Source organism: Desulfoglaeba alkanexedens ALDC (assembly GCF_005377625.1).
GTDB classification, from domain to species: Bacteria; Desulfobacterota; Syntrophobacteria; order Syntrophobacterales; family DSM-9756; genus Desulfoglaeba; species Desulfoglaeba alkanexedens.
Map to the genome: position 1 here is coordinate 1,224,390 of NZ_CP040098.1, position 19,394 is coordinate 1,243,783.

Consider the following 19,394-nt stretch of genomic DNA (forward strand, 5'->3'; position numbering starts at 1 on the left):
ACCCTTCCGTTGTCAGCTCACACCATAAAATAAGTATATGACACCGAGCATCACCACCAGGTACAAGACCGTCATGACGGCTCCGGCCCGCATGTAATCTATTGTCCTGTAGCCGCCGGGGCGCATGACCAGGGCATTCACCTGGTGCGTGGGAAGCACGAAAGTATTGGAGGCGGAAAGTCCCACAACCAGAGCCGCCATCCTGGGATCCGCGCCAGCCATGACCGCCATATTCATGCAGAGCGGCACTAGGAGCACGGTGGCACCCACGTTGGAAATGACGAGCGTGAAAAAGGAGGTGAGCAGCGCGACCACGGTCAGCAGGCCGATGGGCGGGACCTCCCCGACAATGTCCAGGATTTTGTTGGCGATATAGGCGGCGGTTCCGGTTTGCTCGAAGGCGATACCCAACGGGATAAGCCCGGCCAGCAAAAAGACGGTCATCCAGTCCACCGATTGGTAAGCCTCGTCGATGGACAAGACCCGGGTGATGATCATGCCCAGAGCTCCGGACATGAGGGCCACCGAGAGGCGAACATCGAAGAAGATGATCTGGGCCAGCGCGATGACCAGCCAGATCACGGCAAGCCGGGCCTTTTCCGGACGGAGGATTTCGCCCTCGAGAGGGGTGGCGAAAGTGAGCATGCGTGGTTGCGGAAGGTTACGGATCCTGTGAAAGTGGCTCCAGGGCCCCTGGAGCAGCAGGATGTCGCCCCTTTTGAGTCGCACGTGGTTCATCCCGGAATAGTAAGTCCGGTCTCCTGTCTGGACGGCGATGGGGTTCACTCCGAAGCGATCCTGAAAGTCGACTTCACCCACGGTTTTCCCGATGAGTTCCGACCGCGGGGACACCACTACTTCGGCGAGCCCGGAATTGGTGCGCGCGAAATCTTCTGCGAAATAATCCAAACCAGCCTTCAGGGTCCACCCGAAGGAGGCAGCCATCTTCTTCACGCGCTCCACATCCCCGATGATCACGAGATCGTTGCCGGGAGCCACCGTATCGGTGCGCCGGATGGTGAGCCGTCGAGTTCCCGTTTTAGCGTTTCCGATGGCCACGACGGTCACCAGGAAGTCCCGGCGGATGCCGAGCTCTTCCAAGGTCTTCGGGCCTTCGAAGGTGTCGGGAACGTGCACTTCATGGGGAACATCCAGGGCGCTGTAAGCTTCGAGGAGCCTCGCCGTGATGCCCCGGTCCGATTCCCCCTGGCTGGCGGGAAGGATGGCTTTCCCCAGGACGGCGAAATAAAGGATGGCGGTCGACAGCAGGCAAACCCCGATGGGGGTCTGGGTGAACAGCCCGAAGGGCGCCAGCTTTTCTCCCTTGAGAACCAGAAGATCATTCAAAAGGATGGTGGGGCTGGACCCCACCAGGGTGAGGGTTCCGCCGATGATGGCACAGAACCCCATGGGCATGAGAAGGCGCGATACGGGGATGCCCAGCCGCTTGGAAATCCTCTGAGTGGCGGGCATGAAAAGCGCCGCGGCGCCGATATTTTGCATCATGCTCGAGATGATCCCCACCGTAGCGCAAATCAAAGCCATGATGCGCCGCTCGCTCCGCCCCCCCAGCCGGATGATGGGATTCGCCACCTTGTTCATCACTCCGGTCTTGTCCAGACCGGCCCCGATGATGATCACCGCGATGATGGACACCACGGCGTTGCTGCTCAACCCGGAAAAAGCCTGCTGCGGCGTGACCAGTCCCATCAAAGGCAGAATGACCATCATGATGATACCGACCACGTCCACCCGAACCCACTCGAACACAAACAGGATCACCACGAAAGCCAGAACCACGAGCGTCAGGATCATATCGTAGGTCATGCGGATTCTCCTCTCCCCTCTAGGAGCGCGTCCGAAAACTCAGAATCAACCCTTTGGGACAACACAATTTAGCACACTCAGCGTACCCAAAACCGCTAAAATCGGCATTCTCGGACAAGCTCCTAGCCAAGCAGGCCGATCCCTCGTTGCCCATTCAGCGGGTGCATCCAGCCGATGACGGCGGTCCCCACCCATCACAAGAAAAGGGGGTCACGTCGCCGGTGACCCCCCTATGAGGGCGCTTAATGCCGTTTCCTGCTGTTGAATACAACTCTCCTTCCTTCCCCTCAGATCAAGTGCCGAAACACGGGAACCCGTCGCCGCGTCTCATTTCGTCTGCTCGTTTCGAAACATGTAGCAAAGGACAAAAGTGATCACGACAATGCTCAAGCCAAGCAGAAATTGCCGATCCATCCTGATCTCCGTCACTGAACTCGAGTGTCCTGCCAAGGCGAACGGCGGCCGGTCATGGCCCCGCCCGCCGCCCGTAACCGGCGGTCAATGTGCCAGCGAGTAAACAGGAATCACCCACCGCTCGCCGTCCTGAACCACTTCCGGCGGAACGTCGGGTTCGCTGATCACGAACTCGATCCCCCTGGTCTCGTTGTGGACTTCGCGGATACAATCTTCAACCCGGCCCATCCTGACCTCGTGCACAAAAGGTATACCCCGCCTTTCACATTCCCTTCGGAAGGCCACAGCGCATTCTTCACACGAACTCGTGAATTCCCGGCTGATCAGCGAGCAGTACGGAGCGACCCGAGGCGATTCCTTGGGAAGGGGCAGCACGTTCAGCGCGACGATTTCGTATCCCATGCGCTCGGCGAAACCCAAGGCATAATCCATGACCGCTTTGGAAAAGCGGTCTTCATGTCCCACCACCAAGACCTTCCGGCGAGCTGAATCGACGGCGTTCATCACCTGACGGGCGGCTTCATGCATCCCCCCTTCCGCATAGGTGGCCGCCTCCATGTGGATCTCGAACGACTCCTTGATATTCCCCGCTTTCGTAATATCCACCTGCCGTCCATCAGGTCGTCGCTTCCCCGTGACCAAGCCCTTGATCTTCTTCAGCATGAAAATCCTCCTTCCATTAATGAGGCCCGCTTCTTAAACCGGCTGCGGCCCCGCAGTTCAGGTCCGGTACACTCGAGCACGCGGGCGCTGCCGCCGGTCCTTGCGCTTTTCGCTGCGCTGTTGATTCCTGACTTCCCGCGTTTGCTCCACGAAACCTTCGGCCGTTTTCCATTCGCCGGCTTCGGCAAAGGTGATCGCGGCCGCCATCGCCTGAAATCTCTCCTTCCACCGCTTCATGTCGCTCTCCTTTCTTCGTGTGGCCCCCGTTGGAACTCCCCGGGGGTTACGATCCGCGTTGTGCACCTGATAGATCAAGGTTTGTGCCGGGCAACGCCAGTGCCTCCTAACGATCTGTCTTTACTGACAAACATTGGCAGATCCTCGGTCGGAGCACCGCCCCCCCATACGTTGCACTTAGCAACATGCGACACGGGGATTCCGATTTGCTAAACGATGTTAGTGTGTTAGATGGGTGTTGCAGGAGCGGCAAGAGGCTGTTGCAAGTTGCAATAGGCGCGGGGACGGCCGGGCAGGCCGAACGGTTAGGAAGGAATGCGAACGTACGGCGGCCAACGCGGCACGGGAATATCGGGAGCGAACTCGCCGGTTCCATTGCCTTCAGGCGCGTTTTGCACTATAGAAGGATCCGGTTCTCCCTCGTTTCGCTACGGAAAGGGCGGTGCATGATCTTTTTTCATAAGCCACAGGAAGAGGAAGGGCACCGTCCTTCCAAGGATCTCGAAGACCTGCGGACGGCGATCGAGAAAGCCCGGCTGCCCGAACACATCTCGGTGGTGGCTTCAAAGGAACTGGATCGGTTGGAAAGCACCGATCCGTCGACCGCGGAATACACCATCGGACTCAACTACCTGGATTACCTGGTTTCCCTCCCCTGGAACCATTTCACGGAAGACAACCTGGACCTCGCCCGCGCCGAAAGAATCATGAACGCCGAGCATCATGGGCTCGGCCACGTGAAGGAACGCATCTTGGAATACCTGGCGGTCCGCACCCTGTGTTCCATCCAGGCCTTTCACGTCCTCGTGGTGGATGACGAAGATATCGCCCGCACCAATCTGGAATATATCCTTCGCAAGGAAGGCTACTTGGTGGATTCGGCGACCAATGGATTGGAAGCGCTCCGAAAGCTCGAGCACAGGGAATTCGACTTGATCCTGACCGACCTCAAAATGGAAAAAATGGACGGGCTGCAGTTGCTGGAGGCGGTTCGGAAGATGGCGCCGCACACGGAGACGGTCATGATCACCGGCTACGCCACCGTGACATCCGCCGTGGACGCCCTGAAAAAAGGGGCGGTCCATTACCTTTCGAAGCCCATCAACCTCGAGGAACTGAGGCATATCGTCAAGGCGAGCAAGGAAAAGAAGCGGCACATGCAGATGGCCAGGGGCCCCGTGCTCTGCTTTTCGGGCCCCCCCGGCACGGGAAAGACTTCCATCGGTCAATCCATCGCCAAGGCGCTGGAGAGAAAATTCGTGCGGATGTCCCTGGCCGGACTTCGGGACGAAGCGGAACTGAGAGGTCACCGCCGCACGTACGTCGGAGCCATGCCGGGGCGCATCATCCATGAAATCCGCCGGTTGGGCGTGAAGAATCCCGTTTTCATGCTGGATGAGATCGACAAGATCGGCCAGGACTTCCGAGGCGACCCGGCGTCGGTGCTCCTGGAGATCCTCGATCCGGAACAGAACAGCCAGTTTCTGGACCACTACCTGGATGTGCCTTTCGATCTGTCAGGGGTTATGTTCATCGCGACGGCCAACCTTGTGGAGCGCCTGCCGGCACCGCTCCTGGATCGGCTGGAGGTGATCGAATTTCCCGGCTACACGGAGAAGGAAAAGATCCGAATCGCCAAGCAATTCATCATTCCGAGGCAGCTTCGGGAACACGGACTGGCGGGTCGAAAGCTGGAGTTCACCGACGAAGCGGTGGCTTATATCATTCAGGGCTACACCCGCGAAGCCGGCCTTCGAAACCTGGAACGAGAAATCGCCAACATCTGCAGGAAACTGGCGCGCACCTATCTTGCGGGCGGCGGCCGTGGGGAACCGGGCGATGTGGACGCGGCGGACATTCAAGAGCTCCTGGGACCCAGGCGCTACGACCGGGAAACGGCGGGCGCGAAGAACCGGGTGGGGGTCGCCACGGGCCTGGTGTGGAGTGCCTTCGGGGGCGAAATTGTCTTCATCGAGGCCACACGGATGCGGGGATCCCAGCAGCTGATCCTCACCGGATCCTTGGGAAGCATCCTCAAGGAATCCGCACAAACGGCTCTGAGCTTTGTGAGGAGCCGCTGCGAGTGGTTCGGGATAGATGCCGATTTCTTCAGGGAGACCGACATCCACATCCATATTCCGGCGGGCGCCATACCCAAAGACGGCCCTTCCGCCGGGCTGACGATCGCCATCGCCCTCATCTCGCTCCTCACCCAGAGGCCCGCCCGTCGTGACGTGGCCGCAACCGGGGAGATCACCTTGAGCGGCCGAATCCTTCCAGTAAGCGGCGTCCGGGAGAAGCTTCTGGCGGCCCAGCGGTCGGGACTCCGTACGGTGATCTTTCCGCACCGAAACGCACCGGAAATCGACGCCCTGAACCCCGACGTGACCGAAGGTCTGGAGATCGTGCTGGCCGAGGAGATCCAGGACGTTGTAGAGCGTGCCCTCGTATGAGGGACCGAGACGAAAGCGGCGCACAGCGATGGACACTCCCGCCCGCCGGGCGGGAACCCTTCCATTCAAAGAGAAAGGAGCCGAAAATGGCGAGGCGCGTGGTGATCGATCGGGAAGCATGCATCGGGTGTCAAAGCTGCGTGGAGCTCTGCCCGGAAGTGTTCGCCTTTGATGCGGACGCGGAGAAGGCCGAAGTCATCAAGCCGGAAGGCGGACCGGAAGATTGCATCGAGGAAGCCATCGCCACCTGTCCTGTAGAGTGCATTTCATGGGAAGAATGACGGGATCTCGACCTATTCCTGCACGCCGAAGCGCTTGAGCTTCCGCCACAGGGAAACGCGGTCGATGCCGAGGATTTCGGCCGCGCGCGTCTTATTCCACTGGACTTTCTTCAACACCCAGAGGATGTATTCCTTCTCGGCTTCTTCGAGGGTCATGAATTCGCGGTGGCCGGGGCGCTGGATGCGTAGGGTGAGTTGCTGAAGGTCGGCGGGCAGATGCTGCAGTTGGATGATCGGTCCCTGGGCCAGAGCCACCGCCCGCTCGATGATGTTTTCCAGCTCGCGCACGTTCCCCGGGAACGCGTAGTTGACGAGGACCTCCAGGACATCGTCCGAGATTTCATCGACGGTTTTGCCCTGGTTCCCGGCGTGCTTTTCCAGGAAGTGGCGGCAAAGCAGGGGAATGTCGTCCTTTCGCTCAGAAAGGGGCGGCACATGGAGGGTGACCACGTTGAGGCGGTAGAAGAGGTCCTGGCGGAAGCGGTTCGCACGGACTTCCTTTTGGAGGTCCTTGTTGGTGGCCGCGAGCACGCGAAGATCCACGGGGACTTCGTCCGTTCCGCCGACCCGTATGAAATGCTTCTCCTGGAGCACGCGGAGGAGCTTAACCTGCATGGACGGCGGCATGTCTCCGATTTCGTCCAGGAAGACGGTCCCTCCCGAGGCCGCCTCCAACAGGCCGCGCTTCACTCCCCGCGCACCGGTGAAGGCTTCTTTTTCATGGCCGAAAAGTTCATTGGCTAGAAGCTCTTCCGAAAAGGCACCGCAGTTGATGGCCATGAAGCGGTTTTCGGCCCGCGGGCTCAGCTGGTGGATCGCCTTGGCCACCAGTTCCTTGCCGGTACCCGTCTCACCGAGAATGAGCACGCTGCAGTCAGCCGGGGCGATCTGTTCGATCATCCGCTCCAGGGCCTGCATCTTCGGGCTCTTCCCAATCAGCAGGGGAGGACGTTTCTGGTCGTCCACCTGCCGGCGAAGCTCGGTCACTTCCCGGCGAAGGTTTCGCCGTTCCAGCGCGTTACGCACCAGGTGACGCACCTCGTCCAGTTTGAACGGCTTGGGAAGGTAGTGATACGCACCCAGCTTCATGGCCTCCACGGCCGTGGAAACGGTGGCGTAGCCGGTGATCATGATCACTTCGGCATCGGGGTGAAGTTCCTTGCAGCGCTCAAGCACTTCCATCCCGTCCACCCGGTCCATCTTCAGGTCGGTGAGCACCAGGTCGAAGGGGTGTCTTTCCAATTCCCGAAGCGCCTGGATGCCGCTGTCCACCGCCACCACGCGGTGGCCTTCCTTCCTGATGACGTATTCCAGGTTTTCACGGGCGATCCGCTCGTCGTCCACAATCAGGACATCCGCAGTGGTCATGCGCTTCGCCTTGTGGAACTTTCAGGGGCTTTCAGGGGCAATCGGATAGTGAACCGGGTCCCTTCGCCGACACGGCTTTCCACGTCAATGGACCCCATGTGCTGCTGGACGATTCCGTACGCGATGGAAAGGCCCAGCCCCGTTCCGGCTCCCACTTCCTTAGTGGTGAAGAAAGGATCGAAAATCTTTCCCAGGTTTTCCTCCGGTATCCCACAACCCGTGTCTTCCACGACCACCGTCGCCTGGTTGCTCACCGGATCTTCCCAAGCCCGGATTCGTATTTCGCCAGGCGGTTCTTTGATGGCATGAATCGCGTTCATGAACAGATTCAGGAAGACCTGCTGCATGCGCTGGGTGTCCATGGGGATAACCAGGTCTTCCGGCACCTGCCGCACCAGCTCGATGCCCGGCGGAACCTGGCTGGAAATGAGACGAACGGTGCGCTCCACCACCTCCGTGAGGGCCACCGGGGCGATGGAAAATTCCTTGGCCCGGGAGAACTCCAGCAGGCCCTTGACGATATCCCGGGCACGCGCCACCTCCTGTTCCACGTTGGTGAGCATCCTGCGCAGAAACTCAGGGTCCGCTTCCCCCAGTTCTTCCAGGAGGATCTGGCACGAAGTGGAAATGTTGTTGAGCGGGTTGTTCAACTGGTGGGCGATACCCGAAGTGAGGATGCCGAGAGACGAGAGCTTCTTGGCCTGAACCAACTGATCCTGGCGGCGCTCCAGTTCAACGACCATACGATTGAAGGCTTCCACCACCTGCTGCGTTTCATCTCGTGTATCCAGAACCTCCAGCGGCTGGAAATCCCCCCGAGCGATCCGAAGGGTGCTTTTTTCGATCACCCTCAGAGGGCGGATGATCTTCCGACTCACAAACGGAACCAGGATGATCCCCAAAACAACAAGGATTGCCATGGAAACCAGAAGCTGAGTTTTGAGGGAGCGAATGATCAGAAGGATGCGTTCCCGTTCAAAGGCCACCAAGCTGTGAGCCAGGTCCACCAGGGTCTTTCCCCGCTCCCGGATCGCTTCTTCCAGAGCTTCCAGTTCCTGGTTGTGGGCGGGGTTTTCGTAGGAGGCGATCCGTTCTATGAGGTCCCGGTAGGCCAGCATTTCGCTCCGGATTCTTTTAAGTTGCGGAGCTCCCCGGAACCGACCGGCCTCCGGCGATATCTCATCGATGAGTTCCAGCCCGCTCTGTGTGAATCGCCTGTTTTCTTCCAAGGCGTCCGGAAGTCCATACAGAAAGAAGTTCTTCTCGTAACGGCGCATTTCCAGAATGATGTTGTTCAAGTCGTCGGCGAATTCGACGAAGTGGACCTTCCTTTCGATTTCGAGAAGGTGGGCGTAGGAAAGCCAGCCGATGGCCGCCACGCCGATGGTCCCCAGGGTCAGCCCGACGATCACCTTCTGGCGGATATTGAGATGTCGCGGAATTTTGAAGGGCATGGCGTTTTCCTCTGGATGCTGAAAATATCCCGGTTGGAACCGGGGGGCCCGTGGTCTACGGTTCCCGACGACGGTACGAAAAAGAAGCGGGTGGCGCAGGCTTTGCGCCTGCAACAGACCGACGACGCCGTGTCATCGATGATAGCGCTCCGGTGCCTCGCCGTCCACCGGTTTTGCCGAAGGCGCCTCCGGCGGATGAGGTCTGCTGCGGTTCTTTGAAGTGGCAGGTTCTCTCAGCCGTCCGCCGGCCCGGGGCGGCCAACACCGTTTATCCCCCTGTCGGCGCGGCGATTCGCGTCGACTTGAGGGGAAACCCCATCGAGGCGGCTCAGGGTCCGGAAGAAGACCAGGCCCCCGGCTGCGAGGTAGAGATGATAGGTGTAAAGGCGCCACAGGAAGAGGACGACACCTACGGAAGGCTTGGGGATAAGGTTAGAAAGGACATATAGGGTGAGCAGCTCGACACCTCCACCGCCCCCTGGAAACACGAGCAGCATGGAAAGACCGAAAGCGAACCCTTGAAAGGCCATCAGGGCGAAGGGATCCTCTCCTGCGGTGAAGAAGGCGATCGTCAGGGGCAGCACCCCGTACCGGCAGCCCATCTGAACCATAGACATAAAGACGACCCATCCGACAAGTCCCCGATGGTTCGAAAAAAGAAGGGATATGGCGGACCGTCCCAGACGGAGGTTCGAACGCAGTTCACGGCCGTCAGCTCTGAGTCGCCGTTGCAGACCGACCCAACGGCCGGGCAGCCTGCCCAAGCCGGCCGGGCATCCGTGGTGCCGTCGCGGCAGATACCGCCATACCAGCAAGAGGACCGTCGCTGCAGTGATTCCCCACAGAATCGGTTTCGGGAGTGCCTGCCATAAAGCGAAAACAAGAGAGCGCCAGCGGGTGCTGTCCCAAGCATCGGCGATGGCGAAAAGAAGGAGGACGCCGAACAGCAGCCAATCCACCATCATGTCCACCGCCAGCATGGAGCAGCCGATGGGGATGGCGAAGCCGAACTGCCGGAGAAGCCCGATGCGGATCGCCGCACCGCCCACACCACCCGGCGTGGCTGCGATCCCGAAATCCGCGGAAAGAACGATGGTCAAGGCATTCCGGAAACGCAGCGCATATCCCATACCTTGGGCGATCAACCGCAAACGGGCGGCATTGGCGACCCAGGACATCGCGACCACCAAGAACAGGCACGGAAATCCCCACCACGGGAACGCATGCAGTCGTTTCCACGTGCTCGGTTCCGACGTCGTCAAGACGATGATGCCGGCAGTGAGCGTGGCCAGGGTGGCGCCCTGCAAGGCGTAGCGCAATAGTCTTCGGGAACCGACCAGCGACCCGAGCGTTTGGGGGGAGGCTTTCCCTCCCTCGCGGCTTGCCGACCGATCCAGCGCAGAGGCCCTACCTGGCGGCCTCGGTGCGTCGCCTCGTGACTGAGCGGCTGACCGGCCCAAGCGCCGCCGTCCCGTTTCGGCCCTTGAGGAAATTTCAGGCCGCAAGCCGCTTCGTGCTCCGGCACAGTCTTCGGTAGAGTTCGGTCAGATCGGTGTAGGTCTTCCGCCAGGAAAAGTGGGCGACGATGCGGGCGCGCCGTCGCAGTCGATCTTCGGCGGTTTCGGGGATGGAAAGCAGTCGGGCTGCCGCTTCGGCGAGCGCCTCCCCGGTGGGGGCGTCGGCGAGTACGGCCGGGGTTTCACCCTCCACCGTGTCGTCGGCGCCGCCGCCTCGAATCACCAAGGTGCGGGCGCCGCAGGATTGAGCTTCTATGGATACCAGCCCGAAGGTCTCGCTGTCTCCCGGATAGACACACAAATCAGCCGCGGAATAGAACCTGGCCAGGTCTCTCGGCGATTCACGGTAGGGAAGCCAGGTGACGTCGTTTCGTCCTGCGGCCAACCGCTCGACCTTCCGCCGCTCTTCGCCGTCTCCCACAATGAGCAGGTGGCAGCCTGGGATCCGCCTTCGCAGTCGATCCATCATGGGAAACAGCTTCAGCACGTGCTTCTCCCGGGCGATCCTCCCGGCATAGACAATGAGTCGCCGAAACCGGGTGAGATTCAGATCCTCAAAGATTTCTTCTCGCGTCGCACACGGTCGGAACACTTCCGTATCGGTCCCCAAGGGGATGCGTACGATGCGCTGGATGCCGATGGCCTTTAACGTTTCCTTCACACGCTCGGTGGCCACCACGGTCACGTCCATGAGGTTGTGGAGCCGGGCCAGGTAGCCGTCGATGAACCATGATGTGGCATCGCGACCGATAGGACCGAGGAATTTTTCCGCCGTCCGGCCGAAGGCCCGGGGATACTCCGAATGGTAATAGGCGATCACCGGACACCCCCTCTTTCTGGCGTACTCGACCCCCACCCAAGCTGACCGGTAGGGATCGCCGACTTCGATGAGGTCAGGGGCTTCTTCGTCCAGAATCCTCAGAATTTGCTTGCGGGAAAGGAGCATCCGGTAGCTCGTGGATCCGATCATGGGAAGAGATCGGATTTCGTGGATGCGGGATCGTCCTTCAACGCGCACCCGGTTTCGGGCTCCGGGAATGATCACCACATGTTCCATGTCTTCTCTTGTGGCCACAAAGCGAATCTTGTCGGAAACGTAACGCTTGATGCCGCCGCTCAACGGACTGTGGAATTGAACGATGTCGCAGATTTTCATGATGCCCTATCCAAAAAGATCCTGGGGTTTCTGAGGCAAGGCGGTCCGTCTTTACGAGGCGGGCCTCCGTTCATGCGCATCGTGCGAGGTCTTTCGCAGCGGGGAGCGTACCGTGATAGGCGTGAAAGCGGGCCAAGGCTTCCTTCCCCATATAGCGGGCCAGCCATTCGGGTTTCGCCTGAGTCAGATCCACAAGGATCAAGGCGTCCAAAACGTTGGAAAAGCGTGGATCCACGTTGAACCCGAGAACACGTCCGCCCAATTTTAAGTATTGCTTCAACAGGATGGGTAGCCCCGTCTGGGTGGCTTCGATGTCGGAGATGAGGGCCGCCAGTTCTTCCAGGTCGGAAAGCACACAGCATACTCTGCGACTATCCCAGGGCAAAGGCGGAGCGATCCGCCTCAAGCTTTTGGCTCTGACAAAGCGGGAAAGCCGAGGAAGTGAACGGTGTGTTCTGAGGAAGGTCATCATCAGGTGCCTGGAGAGGGCGTGGTATTCGCTGTTGATGCTCACCGGGCCGAAAAGCAGATGATAGCGCGGGTGTTGGGCGACGAAGCGCCCGATGCCTTTCCACAGAAGCAGCATGGGGGAATAGCTTCTCTGGTATTCCGGACGCACAAAGGAGCGGCCCAGTTCCAGTGCGGGGTTGAGGAGGTCGAGTAGCGGCCTTTTGAAAGTGAAAAGGGTGCTGGTGTAGAGACCGTTCTTTCCGAATCGTTGCAAGATGTGGTCGGTAAGGCCCAAACGGTAAGCGCCCACCAGTTCCCGCCGCTCCCGGTTCCAAACGAAAAGATGGCGGTAATGAGGGTCGAATCCGTCGAGATCGATGGCCTTTCCGGTTCCTTCCCCCGCCTCGCGAAACGTGATTTCCCGAAGCCGACCGATTTCCTGTAACAGTCGGGGTATCCTTTGGGCTTCCGCATGAAAGACCTGATAAGGACCGCTTTCGAGGAGAAGTCGGTCGCGACCCAACCGATCGACTTCCGAGACCAGTTCTCCCGCTTCCACCGGCCCACCGATCGGTTTCGGAACCCCGTTCCCCCGATGGGCTCTCCGCCGCGGACAGGAATCTTCAAGACGAGCATCGGCTCCGGCGGTCCGGACTCCCAAAGCGTACGTCTTGAGCCTCAGGTACTCCATCATCCAGGCATCGCTTTTCATCGGAGCCAGTTTCTCGAAGGAAACGGTACGCCCGATGCGGACGGTGATGGGCTTGCCGCCTTTGTTGGTCACCTCGTGCGGAAGCATCACAGTGCGCAGCCGCGGATGCAGCAGCCCCATGACCTGGAAGAAGACGCTGTTGCACCCCTGAAAATACACCGGAAGGACCGCGCACTCGGCCTTACGTATCAATCGGGCCACCGTGGGGCTCCATGGGGGATCGGTGACGGTTCGTTTCCTGACGTGAAGATGAGACACCGCTCCCGCCGGAAAGACGGCTACCGTCTTGCCGTTTCTGAGCCAGCGCAGCGCTTCCCGAAGTCCGCGCACGTTCTTTTCCTTGGCGGAACCATGGCCGAACGGATCCACAGGGATGAACAAGTCCCCTAGTTCCGGAATACAATCCACAAGGTAGTTGGCCATGATCTTGACATCAGACCTCACGCCTAACAGGAGTCGCGCCAAAATAAGGCCCTCAATGGCACCGAAGGGGTGGTTCGCAACCACCATGAGGGGTCCGGTGGCCGGAATCCTCACCGCCTCTCGTTCGGCGATTTGAGTGGTTACGTCGAGAATGGCCAAGACTTCGTCTAAGAAGGAGAGGGGACCATCCACTCTGGAAACCCGGCGGTAGGCACGGTTCAGGCGGTTCAGGGAAAGCAGGTGTTCCAGTGAGCCGCGGAGCAAGCTGTAGAGGGCGCGCCGCCACGGGTTCGCTTCCGAGACCGTAGGGAGCGTGAAGATCTTGGGGCGATGGGAAGAACTCATCAATGGTCGACTCCTTCATTGCGGTCCCGGGGATCGCCACGGGTTTCACACTCAAGGGACTGTCAAGGGACTGTTGCCGGCGCCTCCTCGTCACGTTCCAGAGGTTTACTCTCACCCAAATGTGAAACGCGTGTGACACAGGCCTTTCTTTTGGGTGAAGTGCGTAGTAGCGTTCGCATTGCGACTCTTTAATCGCCGCTGCTTCCGCACGTCTCAGCGCCAACAGGCGACCCCGGGCTACGCGCCATATGCATCAAGCTAAGCGCATGACCCCACAATCAGGTGGCAACAACCTGGGAGCGCTGGCGTCCCGCCCGCAATTCTTGGGCTCCATGGCGTCCACTGCGTGCGGGACGCCCGCGCTCCCAGGGCCGAGCTCCCCGTGGCCGCTACCTTAGCTTGATGCATACCGAATGGGTGCAGATCTTTTGCTTCTTGTTCCCAAGCTCCAGATTGGGAACACAACTGTGCAGAAGCTCCAGCTTCGGTGAGGCCGTTCCCAAGCCAGCGCTTCGGAACGAGGGGAAACGGAGCTGATGCGCTTGCTGCTTCAAGGCCATCTGGATCTATCTCAGATGGTCACCCTGGATGTCGTTCTAAAAGATCCGCACCCATATCGAACCACGCGCCGCAGATCGCCACTGTCACACAACGGTCACTTGCCGGTGACGCGACCGTCACGACGCTTCCGCTAAAATTTTTGGGTCCTTGTTGTGAGATTCGCGGCTACGCTACCCGAAATCAGAGGGAAAATAAGGCAGGAGTCATGGCAGACGACAAGGCTCGAGTCCTTTTCATATGTGTGCACAACAGCGGCCGAAGTCAAATGGCCGAGGCGTTTTTGAACGATTTGGGAAGCGGTCGCTTTGTGGCGGAGAGCGCCGGCTTGGAACCTCGACCGATCCATCCCCAGGTGATCACCGTCATGAAGGAACTCGGCTACGACCTCTCGCGAAATTCTTCGGACAGTGTCTTCGAATTTTTCCGCCAAGGAAGGCTATATGATTATGTCATCACCGTCTGTGAAGAAGCCGTGGAAGAGCGTTGCCCCGTCTTCCCGGGGATCGCCTGCCGACTTCGGTGGCCTTTTCCCAATCCGGAGGAGCTCGCCGGTTCCGAAGAGGAAATGGCGGCGGCTCTCCGAAAGATCCGAAACGACATTCGCCGGAAGATCATCGATTTCATCCAGGAGGTCTCTTCCGCCGACTCGGCCGTTTCACACACTTGTAACAGGCTCTCCATGACGCCTTAACACGAAGCCCTTATCAAACGCGCATGACAATGAAGGATTCGCTACGATGCCCCAGGTGCCAAAGTGAGGCTCTTTATCGCTACGGCTTCACGCCGTCGGGGAAGCAGCGGTACTTGTGTGTAGTCTGTCAACACCAGTTCGTCGAGCATCCGGCTCGCAAGCCCCCGGAAGTTCGACCGTCGTGTCCTCGATGCGGACAACCCATGCACGTTTATATGCGGCGTGGCGGCGTCGTTCGGTTTCGGTGCACCCGGTACCCGGAGTGCCGGACCTACTTGAAGATTCGAGCGGAGGTGAGTCGGTCATGAGCTACTATGTGCACAGCGTACCCGGTCGTTTGCGAGTCAAGATTCCCATGGTGAGGTGCGAACCCGAGGCGGGCCGCGAAGTGGTCGAAATAGTTGAAAATATAAGGGGCGTCCGGCACGTGGAAGTCAACCCGGTGACAGGAAGCGTTGTGGTCCGCTACGATCCGAAGTGGAGTCGTTGCGAGGAAATTCTAGAGGTGCTTCAGAAGCATGGCTATTTCGATGAGCAAAAGGTCCTGCCCAACGACCCGCTCGTGGAAAATGCGGCCGTGAAGGCGAGCCGCATAATCGGGAAAACGCTTTTTGGCATGGCGGTGGAAAAAGCCTTCGAGGGAAGTGCTCTTTCCATGCTTGCGGCGTTCATTTGAAACACGCCGATCGGGCCGGCTGATCCTGATGAGGACGAGTCCTCGAGGTTTCCCAAGCCTTGGGGAGGAGTATGTCACCCATCGTGCAGTATGTCCTCGCGGGAATACCGCATGCCGATTCAACGAGCGTTTTTCTGACTTTCGTGTTTGTCGATGAGGACTTTGGTAAAGACCCCGAAGGCATACCAAAACGCCGTGTACCAAGGCGGCGCGGCCACTCTCCCCCGCAAGATCTGATACGCTCCAATCACCAGCAGACTCAAGAAAGCAAGGCCGGCCACGTCCAGTTCGCCACCGGAAAAGCGATTCAGCTTCTGATTCGCTTGCAGCAGGGGCGAGACGATGCGTTTTGAGACCGGAACCCTCCGAGCGCCTTGCAAATCCAAGGCAAGGAGCCGATGGTCTCGAATGAAGGCTCCGATATCGTCCAGATTCAGCGAGGAACCTCGGAGGAGCAGGCTGGCGGCATGCAAATTGACGTGGACTTCTTCGATCTGACCGCATTCCAAGAGTTTTTGAGCCAACCCCGGGGCCTGATGTGGATTGTCCCGCAGAGCAGGGACCTTGATGCGAAGTCGAGTGGGGGTCCAATGGGTCACGCGGCCCTGCGGCACGTCCACCATGCTTAACTCCTTACATTTCAGCTCTAATGTAACGCCCCGCCGATCCCCGATCCCGCATCAGACGGTCTCGACCAAATGGATACACCCGGGCTTCCCAGGGACTCTGCCGAAGGACGGCAGAGCCCGACGTCAGCGCACACTCCACGCCTTCCGTCTGCTCCTCAAGGGCGAAACAGATCCCGATCCGTTCCTGCTCCCCAAACTACTGGATAAGGCGAGACCTTCATCCAGTGATCAGGCTTCCGTGGCTTCCATCGGGGGAGCGTTGATCTCAGCCTTGGCTTCCGCCACCAGATCCTCGACGCTTTCGCCTACTTCGGCAACAGCCTGCCGGCCCTTTCGATAGACCAAGATGCCACCCTTGATGGCCGTCTTAGCCACCGGCTTCAAAACAGCCGCCACCGCGGGGATGACTATCGGGGCAAGAATCACCGCACCGATCCCGACCATCATTCCTGTGCTCGCGCTGAAACCATTGCTGAAAAGCTTCATGTCTTCTCCTTCTTCGCACTCCGCCCTTCGCTCGAAGGCCTCGTGCCTTGGGACTTTATATAATCGCTCTAACGAGACTCTTGCGAGGGCCGGGTGACTCAGCCGGCTGCTTTGTTCCCACCATTTGCTCGGCCCCAAACGCCAAATCAATCGGCTTCCGACACACTCGAACCCGCAAGATTTGTGAATTACATATCATGGCGCAATGGTAGTGAGCAATGGGGAAAATCATGTCTTGCCTACGGATAAACATTTATTTTTACCAACCCATGTTACACGCGCACCGCACGGCGGTGACAATACGGTTACGCTCGCCTCGCGGGGCGGTCAGGGTTTGCGGGTTCAGGGATTGAGGAAGCGTAAGGTTCTGAAAAATGACTCCCGTTTACTCTTTCCTAATCCGGCGGACAGGAAAACAGCAAACGTTTTCTTGACTTAAGCGGTGGAAGCGGCGGGGCGGCCCGGATCAGCGGAGCCGCTGTAGGGGAAGCGGTCTTCGACTCTGGAGCATCAGACCGCTTCCGGAAGGACGATACCATCTGCCGTTTGGCCACGGATACCACGGTAGAGGTCCCACGTCATTTCGAACGCTTTTCTGAAAGAACGGTATTCCATGGCCTTCCGGGCCGCCTCGGCCATGGTCTTGCGGCGATCCGGATCCTGCAAAAGTTTCCTCGCAGCTTGATAGAAGGCCTGTTCATCGTCGGCCTTAACGATGAAGCCGGTTTTTCGGTCGATAACGTTTTCCTGGGGACCGCCGGCGTCGGTCACGATGGCGGGAAGTCCTGAGGCTTGAGCTTCCAGCACCACGTTGCCGAAGGTGTCCGTTGTACTGGGAAAGGCGAAGATGTGGCAGGAAGCATAGGCCGCGGCCAGTTCAGCCCCGGAGAGGTATCCTGTGAAAACGGCGGGCATGCCTTCAAGTTCGGCTTTCATTTCGTTCAGGTAGGGTCCGTCTCCCACCACAACCAGTGACAGGTTTTGAATGGTTCGGTTCAGCCTTTTGAAGACGCGGACCAGGAGATCCAGGTCCTTTTCCTTGGAGACTCGGCCGACGTACAGGAGCCTGATACGGTCTCGCAGTCCGTAGCGGCGCTCGAAGTCCTCCGAAAACCGGGAAGGATGGAAGTGCTCGATGTCGACCCCTCGCGTGTAGGTCTGAATTTTTTCCGCCGCTATTCCCTTGCGGACCAGTTCATCCCCCGTGGCCCGAGACGGAACGTAGACCGTGTCCATCTGTTGGTAGTACCAGAGAACGAATTTCCACATAATATCTTCCAGAAAAGCATCGCCGGTGATGTGCCGGGCGTACTGGGGAAGGGCCGTGTGGTAGGTGGCGCTGATGGGCAGGTTGAGGATGCGGGCGACGGCGAGGGCGGCCAAGCCGATGGGGCCCGGCGTCGCCGAAAGGATGTGGGTGAAGCCCTTTTCGAAGCAGTAGCGAAGCATGTCGAGAAACGGAGGAAAATACAGTTTGATTTCAGGATACTCCGGGAGTTGATACACGCCGACGGGCTTAAAGTTCAGCACCCCCGTACGGGATTCATGGTGTCCATCGTGGCAGGTGATCACGGTCAGTCGCCTGCCGGTCTCCGCGGCGAGCTGCGCCTGTTGCAGGATGGTGAGGGCTACACCGTTGATCTGGTAGAGCGTGTCGGTGAAGTGAGCCAGCACCATGGTATCTGCGCCGTCACCGCCCCCTGCATTTTCTTCCAGCTTAAATCGGGCCTTGACTTCTCGGGCGATCTGAATGTCCTTGGTGAAGAGAGAAAAGGAAACAAAGTAGGGAGCGAGAAGGGTGTAGAGGGTTCCGGCGGAACCGATGCTACTGAAAACATCGAAGAAATCAGCACCCGCAATCTGATCAAGGACTCGCCGGGAAAACTGTGCCAGCACATTATTGGACACCCTGTTGACGAAATCGAACCAGGCTTCTTCGTGAGAGGCCCCTTCGGCCTCCCGGGAATCGGCGATGCGCTTCAAGGCCGGAATATTGGAAATGAGCCGGTGGGATTCCTGCCATAGGGCGGCAGCCGCCGAGGGTTTCTTATCGTTTCCGGAACGTTTGAATACCCTGCCGTAACGGGGAAGGAACCTGAGGCGCGGACTCCAATCGCCAGGGCGCGCCCCTTCCGAACGCTGCAGGACCCGTTCGAGAAACTGGAGCAGTTGGTCCCGGTGCACCTGGCGTTCGAAATGAAAGCGGTGCTTGTAGAACTGATAGGCGATTCCGTAGAGGTTGTGAGCCATGGTGAGTGGCGTGGACGAGACCCCGCCCACCGTTCCCTTACCGGCCTGTACCTCCCGTAGAAACGAACCGGCATCGGATGCTCCGGGGACTTCCGTCCAGGTCCGGGCGATGTTGAGGGAACTGTGATCGTCGGAGCCGCCGGTGAAGACCTTTTCCCAAGGAAGGTCAAACGCCGGGCGGATGCCGTGCTTTTCTTCGAGCCGCTCCATGACCGCGGGATTCAGGCGGGACGCGATGCATTCCAAGACCTGGTTTTGGATTTCGTTTCTCGCCCCGTTGATTTCTATGTACTTGAAGAGCAGTAGGAGCTTCTCGAAGTGGTCGGTGGTCAGGCGGTCATTGATGGCATAGAGCGGGTGCGCCACGGCGTGAAAGATCTTTTCACTCCGCAGGTAGCCTATCAGATCGAAAATGTTCTCCCGCGCCTTCTGGATCGCCTCATGCTGCCGTTCGTCGATGCTGTAGACGAGCACGTGGATCTTGCAGCCGTCTTCGGGGAAGTACGTGGTCACCTCCTCACCGATGAAGGTGTTGGGCAGGTGCGCGATCTCCAGGGCACCGCTGATGGTGTTGTGATCGGTGATGGTCACCGCCGTCATGCCCTTGGCCTGGGCGATGCGATAAAGCTCCAGGGGTTCGGTGAAGCTCTCCGGGCAACCGATCTTCTGGAGAATCCATTGAGACGGCCGATTGGAAAACTTGGAATGTACGTGAAGGTCGGCTTTCATGCTGCAGTCTCTCCTGGTGGTGGAATGCTCTATGGACGGAGTCATGTTCCGGCATGTGTCCTCCGCCGCCTT

General features: G+C 59.0%; 17 protein-coding genes. 6 read left to right on the plus strand and 11 right to left on the minus strand.

The window, feature by feature from the left end:
* Positions 1-12: 12 nt before the first annotated feature.
* From FDQ92_RS05790 to FDQ92_RS05800, 3 genes are all read right to left on the minus strand, one after another.
* Positions 13-1,827 carry an SLC13 family permease gene (locus tag FDQ92_RS05790; protein ID WP_137423701.1) on the minus strand — a complete coding sequence of 605 codons (1,815 nt, stop codon included), beginning with the start codon at positions 1,825-1,827 and terminating at the stop codon, positions 13-15.
* A 498-nt stretch (positions 1,828-2,325) separates the two neighbouring features.
* Positions 2,326-2,904 (minus strand): universal stress protein, encoded by a 579-nt coding sequence (locus FDQ92_RS05795; protein WP_137423702.1) that lies wholly within the window; start codon positions 2,902-2,904, stop codon positions 2,326-2,328.
* Between the two features lie 57 nt (positions 2,905-2,961).
* Positions 2,962-3,141: a hypothetical protein gene (locus FDQ92_RS05800; protein WP_137423703.1), complete on the minus strand. Its 180-nt coding sequence runs from the start codon at positions 3,139-3,141 to the stop codon at positions 2,962-2,964.
* Between the two features lie 446 nt (positions 3,142-3,587).
* On the opposite strand from FDQ92_RS05800, the gene lon reads away from it, so the two are divergent.
* Entirely contained in the window at positions 3,588-5,594 is a 2,007-nt protein-coding gene (lon, locus tag FDQ92_RS05805) for an endopeptidase La (protein WP_137423704.1), read from the plus strand.
* Between the two features lie 86 nt (positions 5,595-5,680).
* A complete protein-coding gene (locus tag FDQ92_RS05810) occupies positions 5,681-5,875 on the plus strand; it encodes a ferredoxin (RefSeq protein WP_137423705.1) in 195 nt (64 codons plus the stop codon).
* 12 nt (positions 5,876-5,887) lie between these two features.
* On the opposite strand, the gene FDQ92_RS05815 is transcribed toward FDQ92_RS05810, so the two are convergent.
* Together FDQ92_RS05815 and FDQ92_RS05820 are read right to left on the minus strand one after the other, a co-directional pair.
* Complete coding sequence (locus tag FDQ92_RS05815) at positions 5,888-7,243, minus strand: sigma-54-dependent transcriptional regulator (protein WP_137423706.1); 1,356 nt, start codon at positions 7,241-7,243, stop codon at positions 5,888-5,890.
* The gene (locus FDQ92_RS05820) at positions 7,240-8,697 is read right to left on the minus strand and encodes a sensor histidine kinase (protein WP_137423707.1); all 1,458 of its coding nucleotides are present in this window, start codon (positions 8,695-8,697) and stop codon (positions 7,240-7,242) included. Before FDQ92_RS05820 ends, FDQ92_RS05815 begins: the two co-directional genes overlap by 4 nt.
* A 15-nt stretch (positions 8,698-8,712) precedes the next feature.
* On the opposite strand from FDQ92_RS05820, the gene FDQ92_RS05825 reads away from it, so the two are divergent.
* A complete protein-coding gene (locus FDQ92_RS05825; RefSeq protein ID WP_137423708.1) occupies positions 8,713-8,916 on the plus strand; it encodes a hypothetical protein in 204 nt (67 codons plus the stop codon).
* A 14-nt stretch (positions 8,917-8,930) separates the two neighbouring features.
* Here FDQ92_RS05825 and FDQ92_RS05830 read toward each other — a convergent pair whose 3' ends face one another.
* The 3 genes from FDQ92_RS05830 to FDQ92_RS05840 form a co-directional block, all read right to left on the minus strand.
* Positions 8,931-10,016, minus strand: coding sequence for a lysylphosphatidylglycerol synthase transmembrane domain-containing protein (locus FDQ92_RS05830; protein WP_170180212.1), 1,086 nt, complete (start codon positions 10,014-10,016; stop codon positions 8,931-8,933).
* A gap of 175 nt (positions 10,017-10,191) precedes the next feature.
* A complete protein-coding gene (locus FDQ92_RS05835; protein WP_137423710.1) occupies positions 10,192-11,370 on the minus strand; it encodes a glycosyltransferase in 1,179 nt (392 codons plus the stop codon).
* 70 nt (positions 11,371-11,440) lie between these two features.
* The gene (locus FDQ92_RS05840) at positions 11,441-13,300 is read right to left on the minus strand and encodes a bifunctional lysophospholipid acyltransferase family protein/GNAT family N-acetyltransferase (RefSeq protein WP_137423711.1); all 1,860 of its coding nucleotides are present in this window, start codon (positions 13,298-13,300) and stop codon (positions 11,441-11,443) included.
* A 766-nt stretch (positions 13,301-14,066) separates the two neighbouring features.
* Here FDQ92_RS05840 and FDQ92_RS05845 point away from each other — a divergent pair.
* Genes FDQ92_RS05845 through FDQ92_RS05855 form a run of 3 tightly spaced genes read left to right on the plus strand, consistent with a single transcriptional unit; the run spans position 14,067 to position 15,228 of the window.
* Positions 14,067-14,552, plus strand: coding sequence for an arsenate reductase ArsC (locus tag FDQ92_RS05845; RefSeq protein ID WP_137423712.1), 486 nt, complete (start codon positions 14,067-14,069; stop codon positions 14,550-14,552).
* Between the two features lie 29 nt (positions 14,553-14,581).
* The gene (locus FDQ92_RS16170; RefSeq protein ID WP_137423713.1) at positions 14,582-14,860 is read left to right on the plus strand and encodes a YfgJ family double zinc ribbon protein; all 279 of its coding nucleotides are present in this window, start codon (positions 14,582-14,584) and stop codon (positions 14,858-14,860) included.
* Positions 14,857-15,228: an HMA2 domain-containing protein gene (locus tag FDQ92_RS05855; protein WP_170180213.1), complete on the plus strand. Its 372-nt coding sequence runs from the start codon at positions 14,857-14,859 to the stop codon at positions 15,226-15,228. The genes FDQ92_RS16170 and FDQ92_RS05855 overlap by 4 nt, the downstream gene beginning before the upstream one ends.
* Positions 15,229-15,347: 119 nt before the next feature.
* Here the strand turns inward: FDQ92_RS05855 and FDQ92_RS05860 are convergent, their stop codons facing one another.
* From FDQ92_RS05860 to FDQ92_RS05870, 3 genes are all read right to left on the minus strand, one after another.
* Positions 15,348-15,851: an HMA2 domain-containing protein gene (locus FDQ92_RS05860; protein ID WP_137423715.1), complete on the minus strand. Its 504-nt coding sequence runs from the start codon at positions 15,849-15,851 to the stop codon at positions 15,348-15,350.
* A 234-nt stretch (positions 15,852-16,085) separates the two neighbouring features.
* Positions 16,086-16,343: a DUF5132 domain-containing protein gene (locus FDQ92_RS05865; RefSeq protein ID WP_137423716.1), complete on the minus strand. Its 258-nt coding sequence runs from the start codon at positions 16,341-16,343 to the stop codon at positions 16,086-16,088.
* A 510-nt stretch (positions 16,344-16,853) separates the two neighbouring features.
* Positions 16,854-19,322, minus strand: coding sequence for a glycosyltransferase (locus FDQ92_RS05870; RefSeq protein WP_137423717.1), 2,469 nt, complete (start codon positions 19,320-19,322; stop codon positions 16,854-16,856).
* Positions 19,323-19,394: the final 72 nt, after the last annotated feature.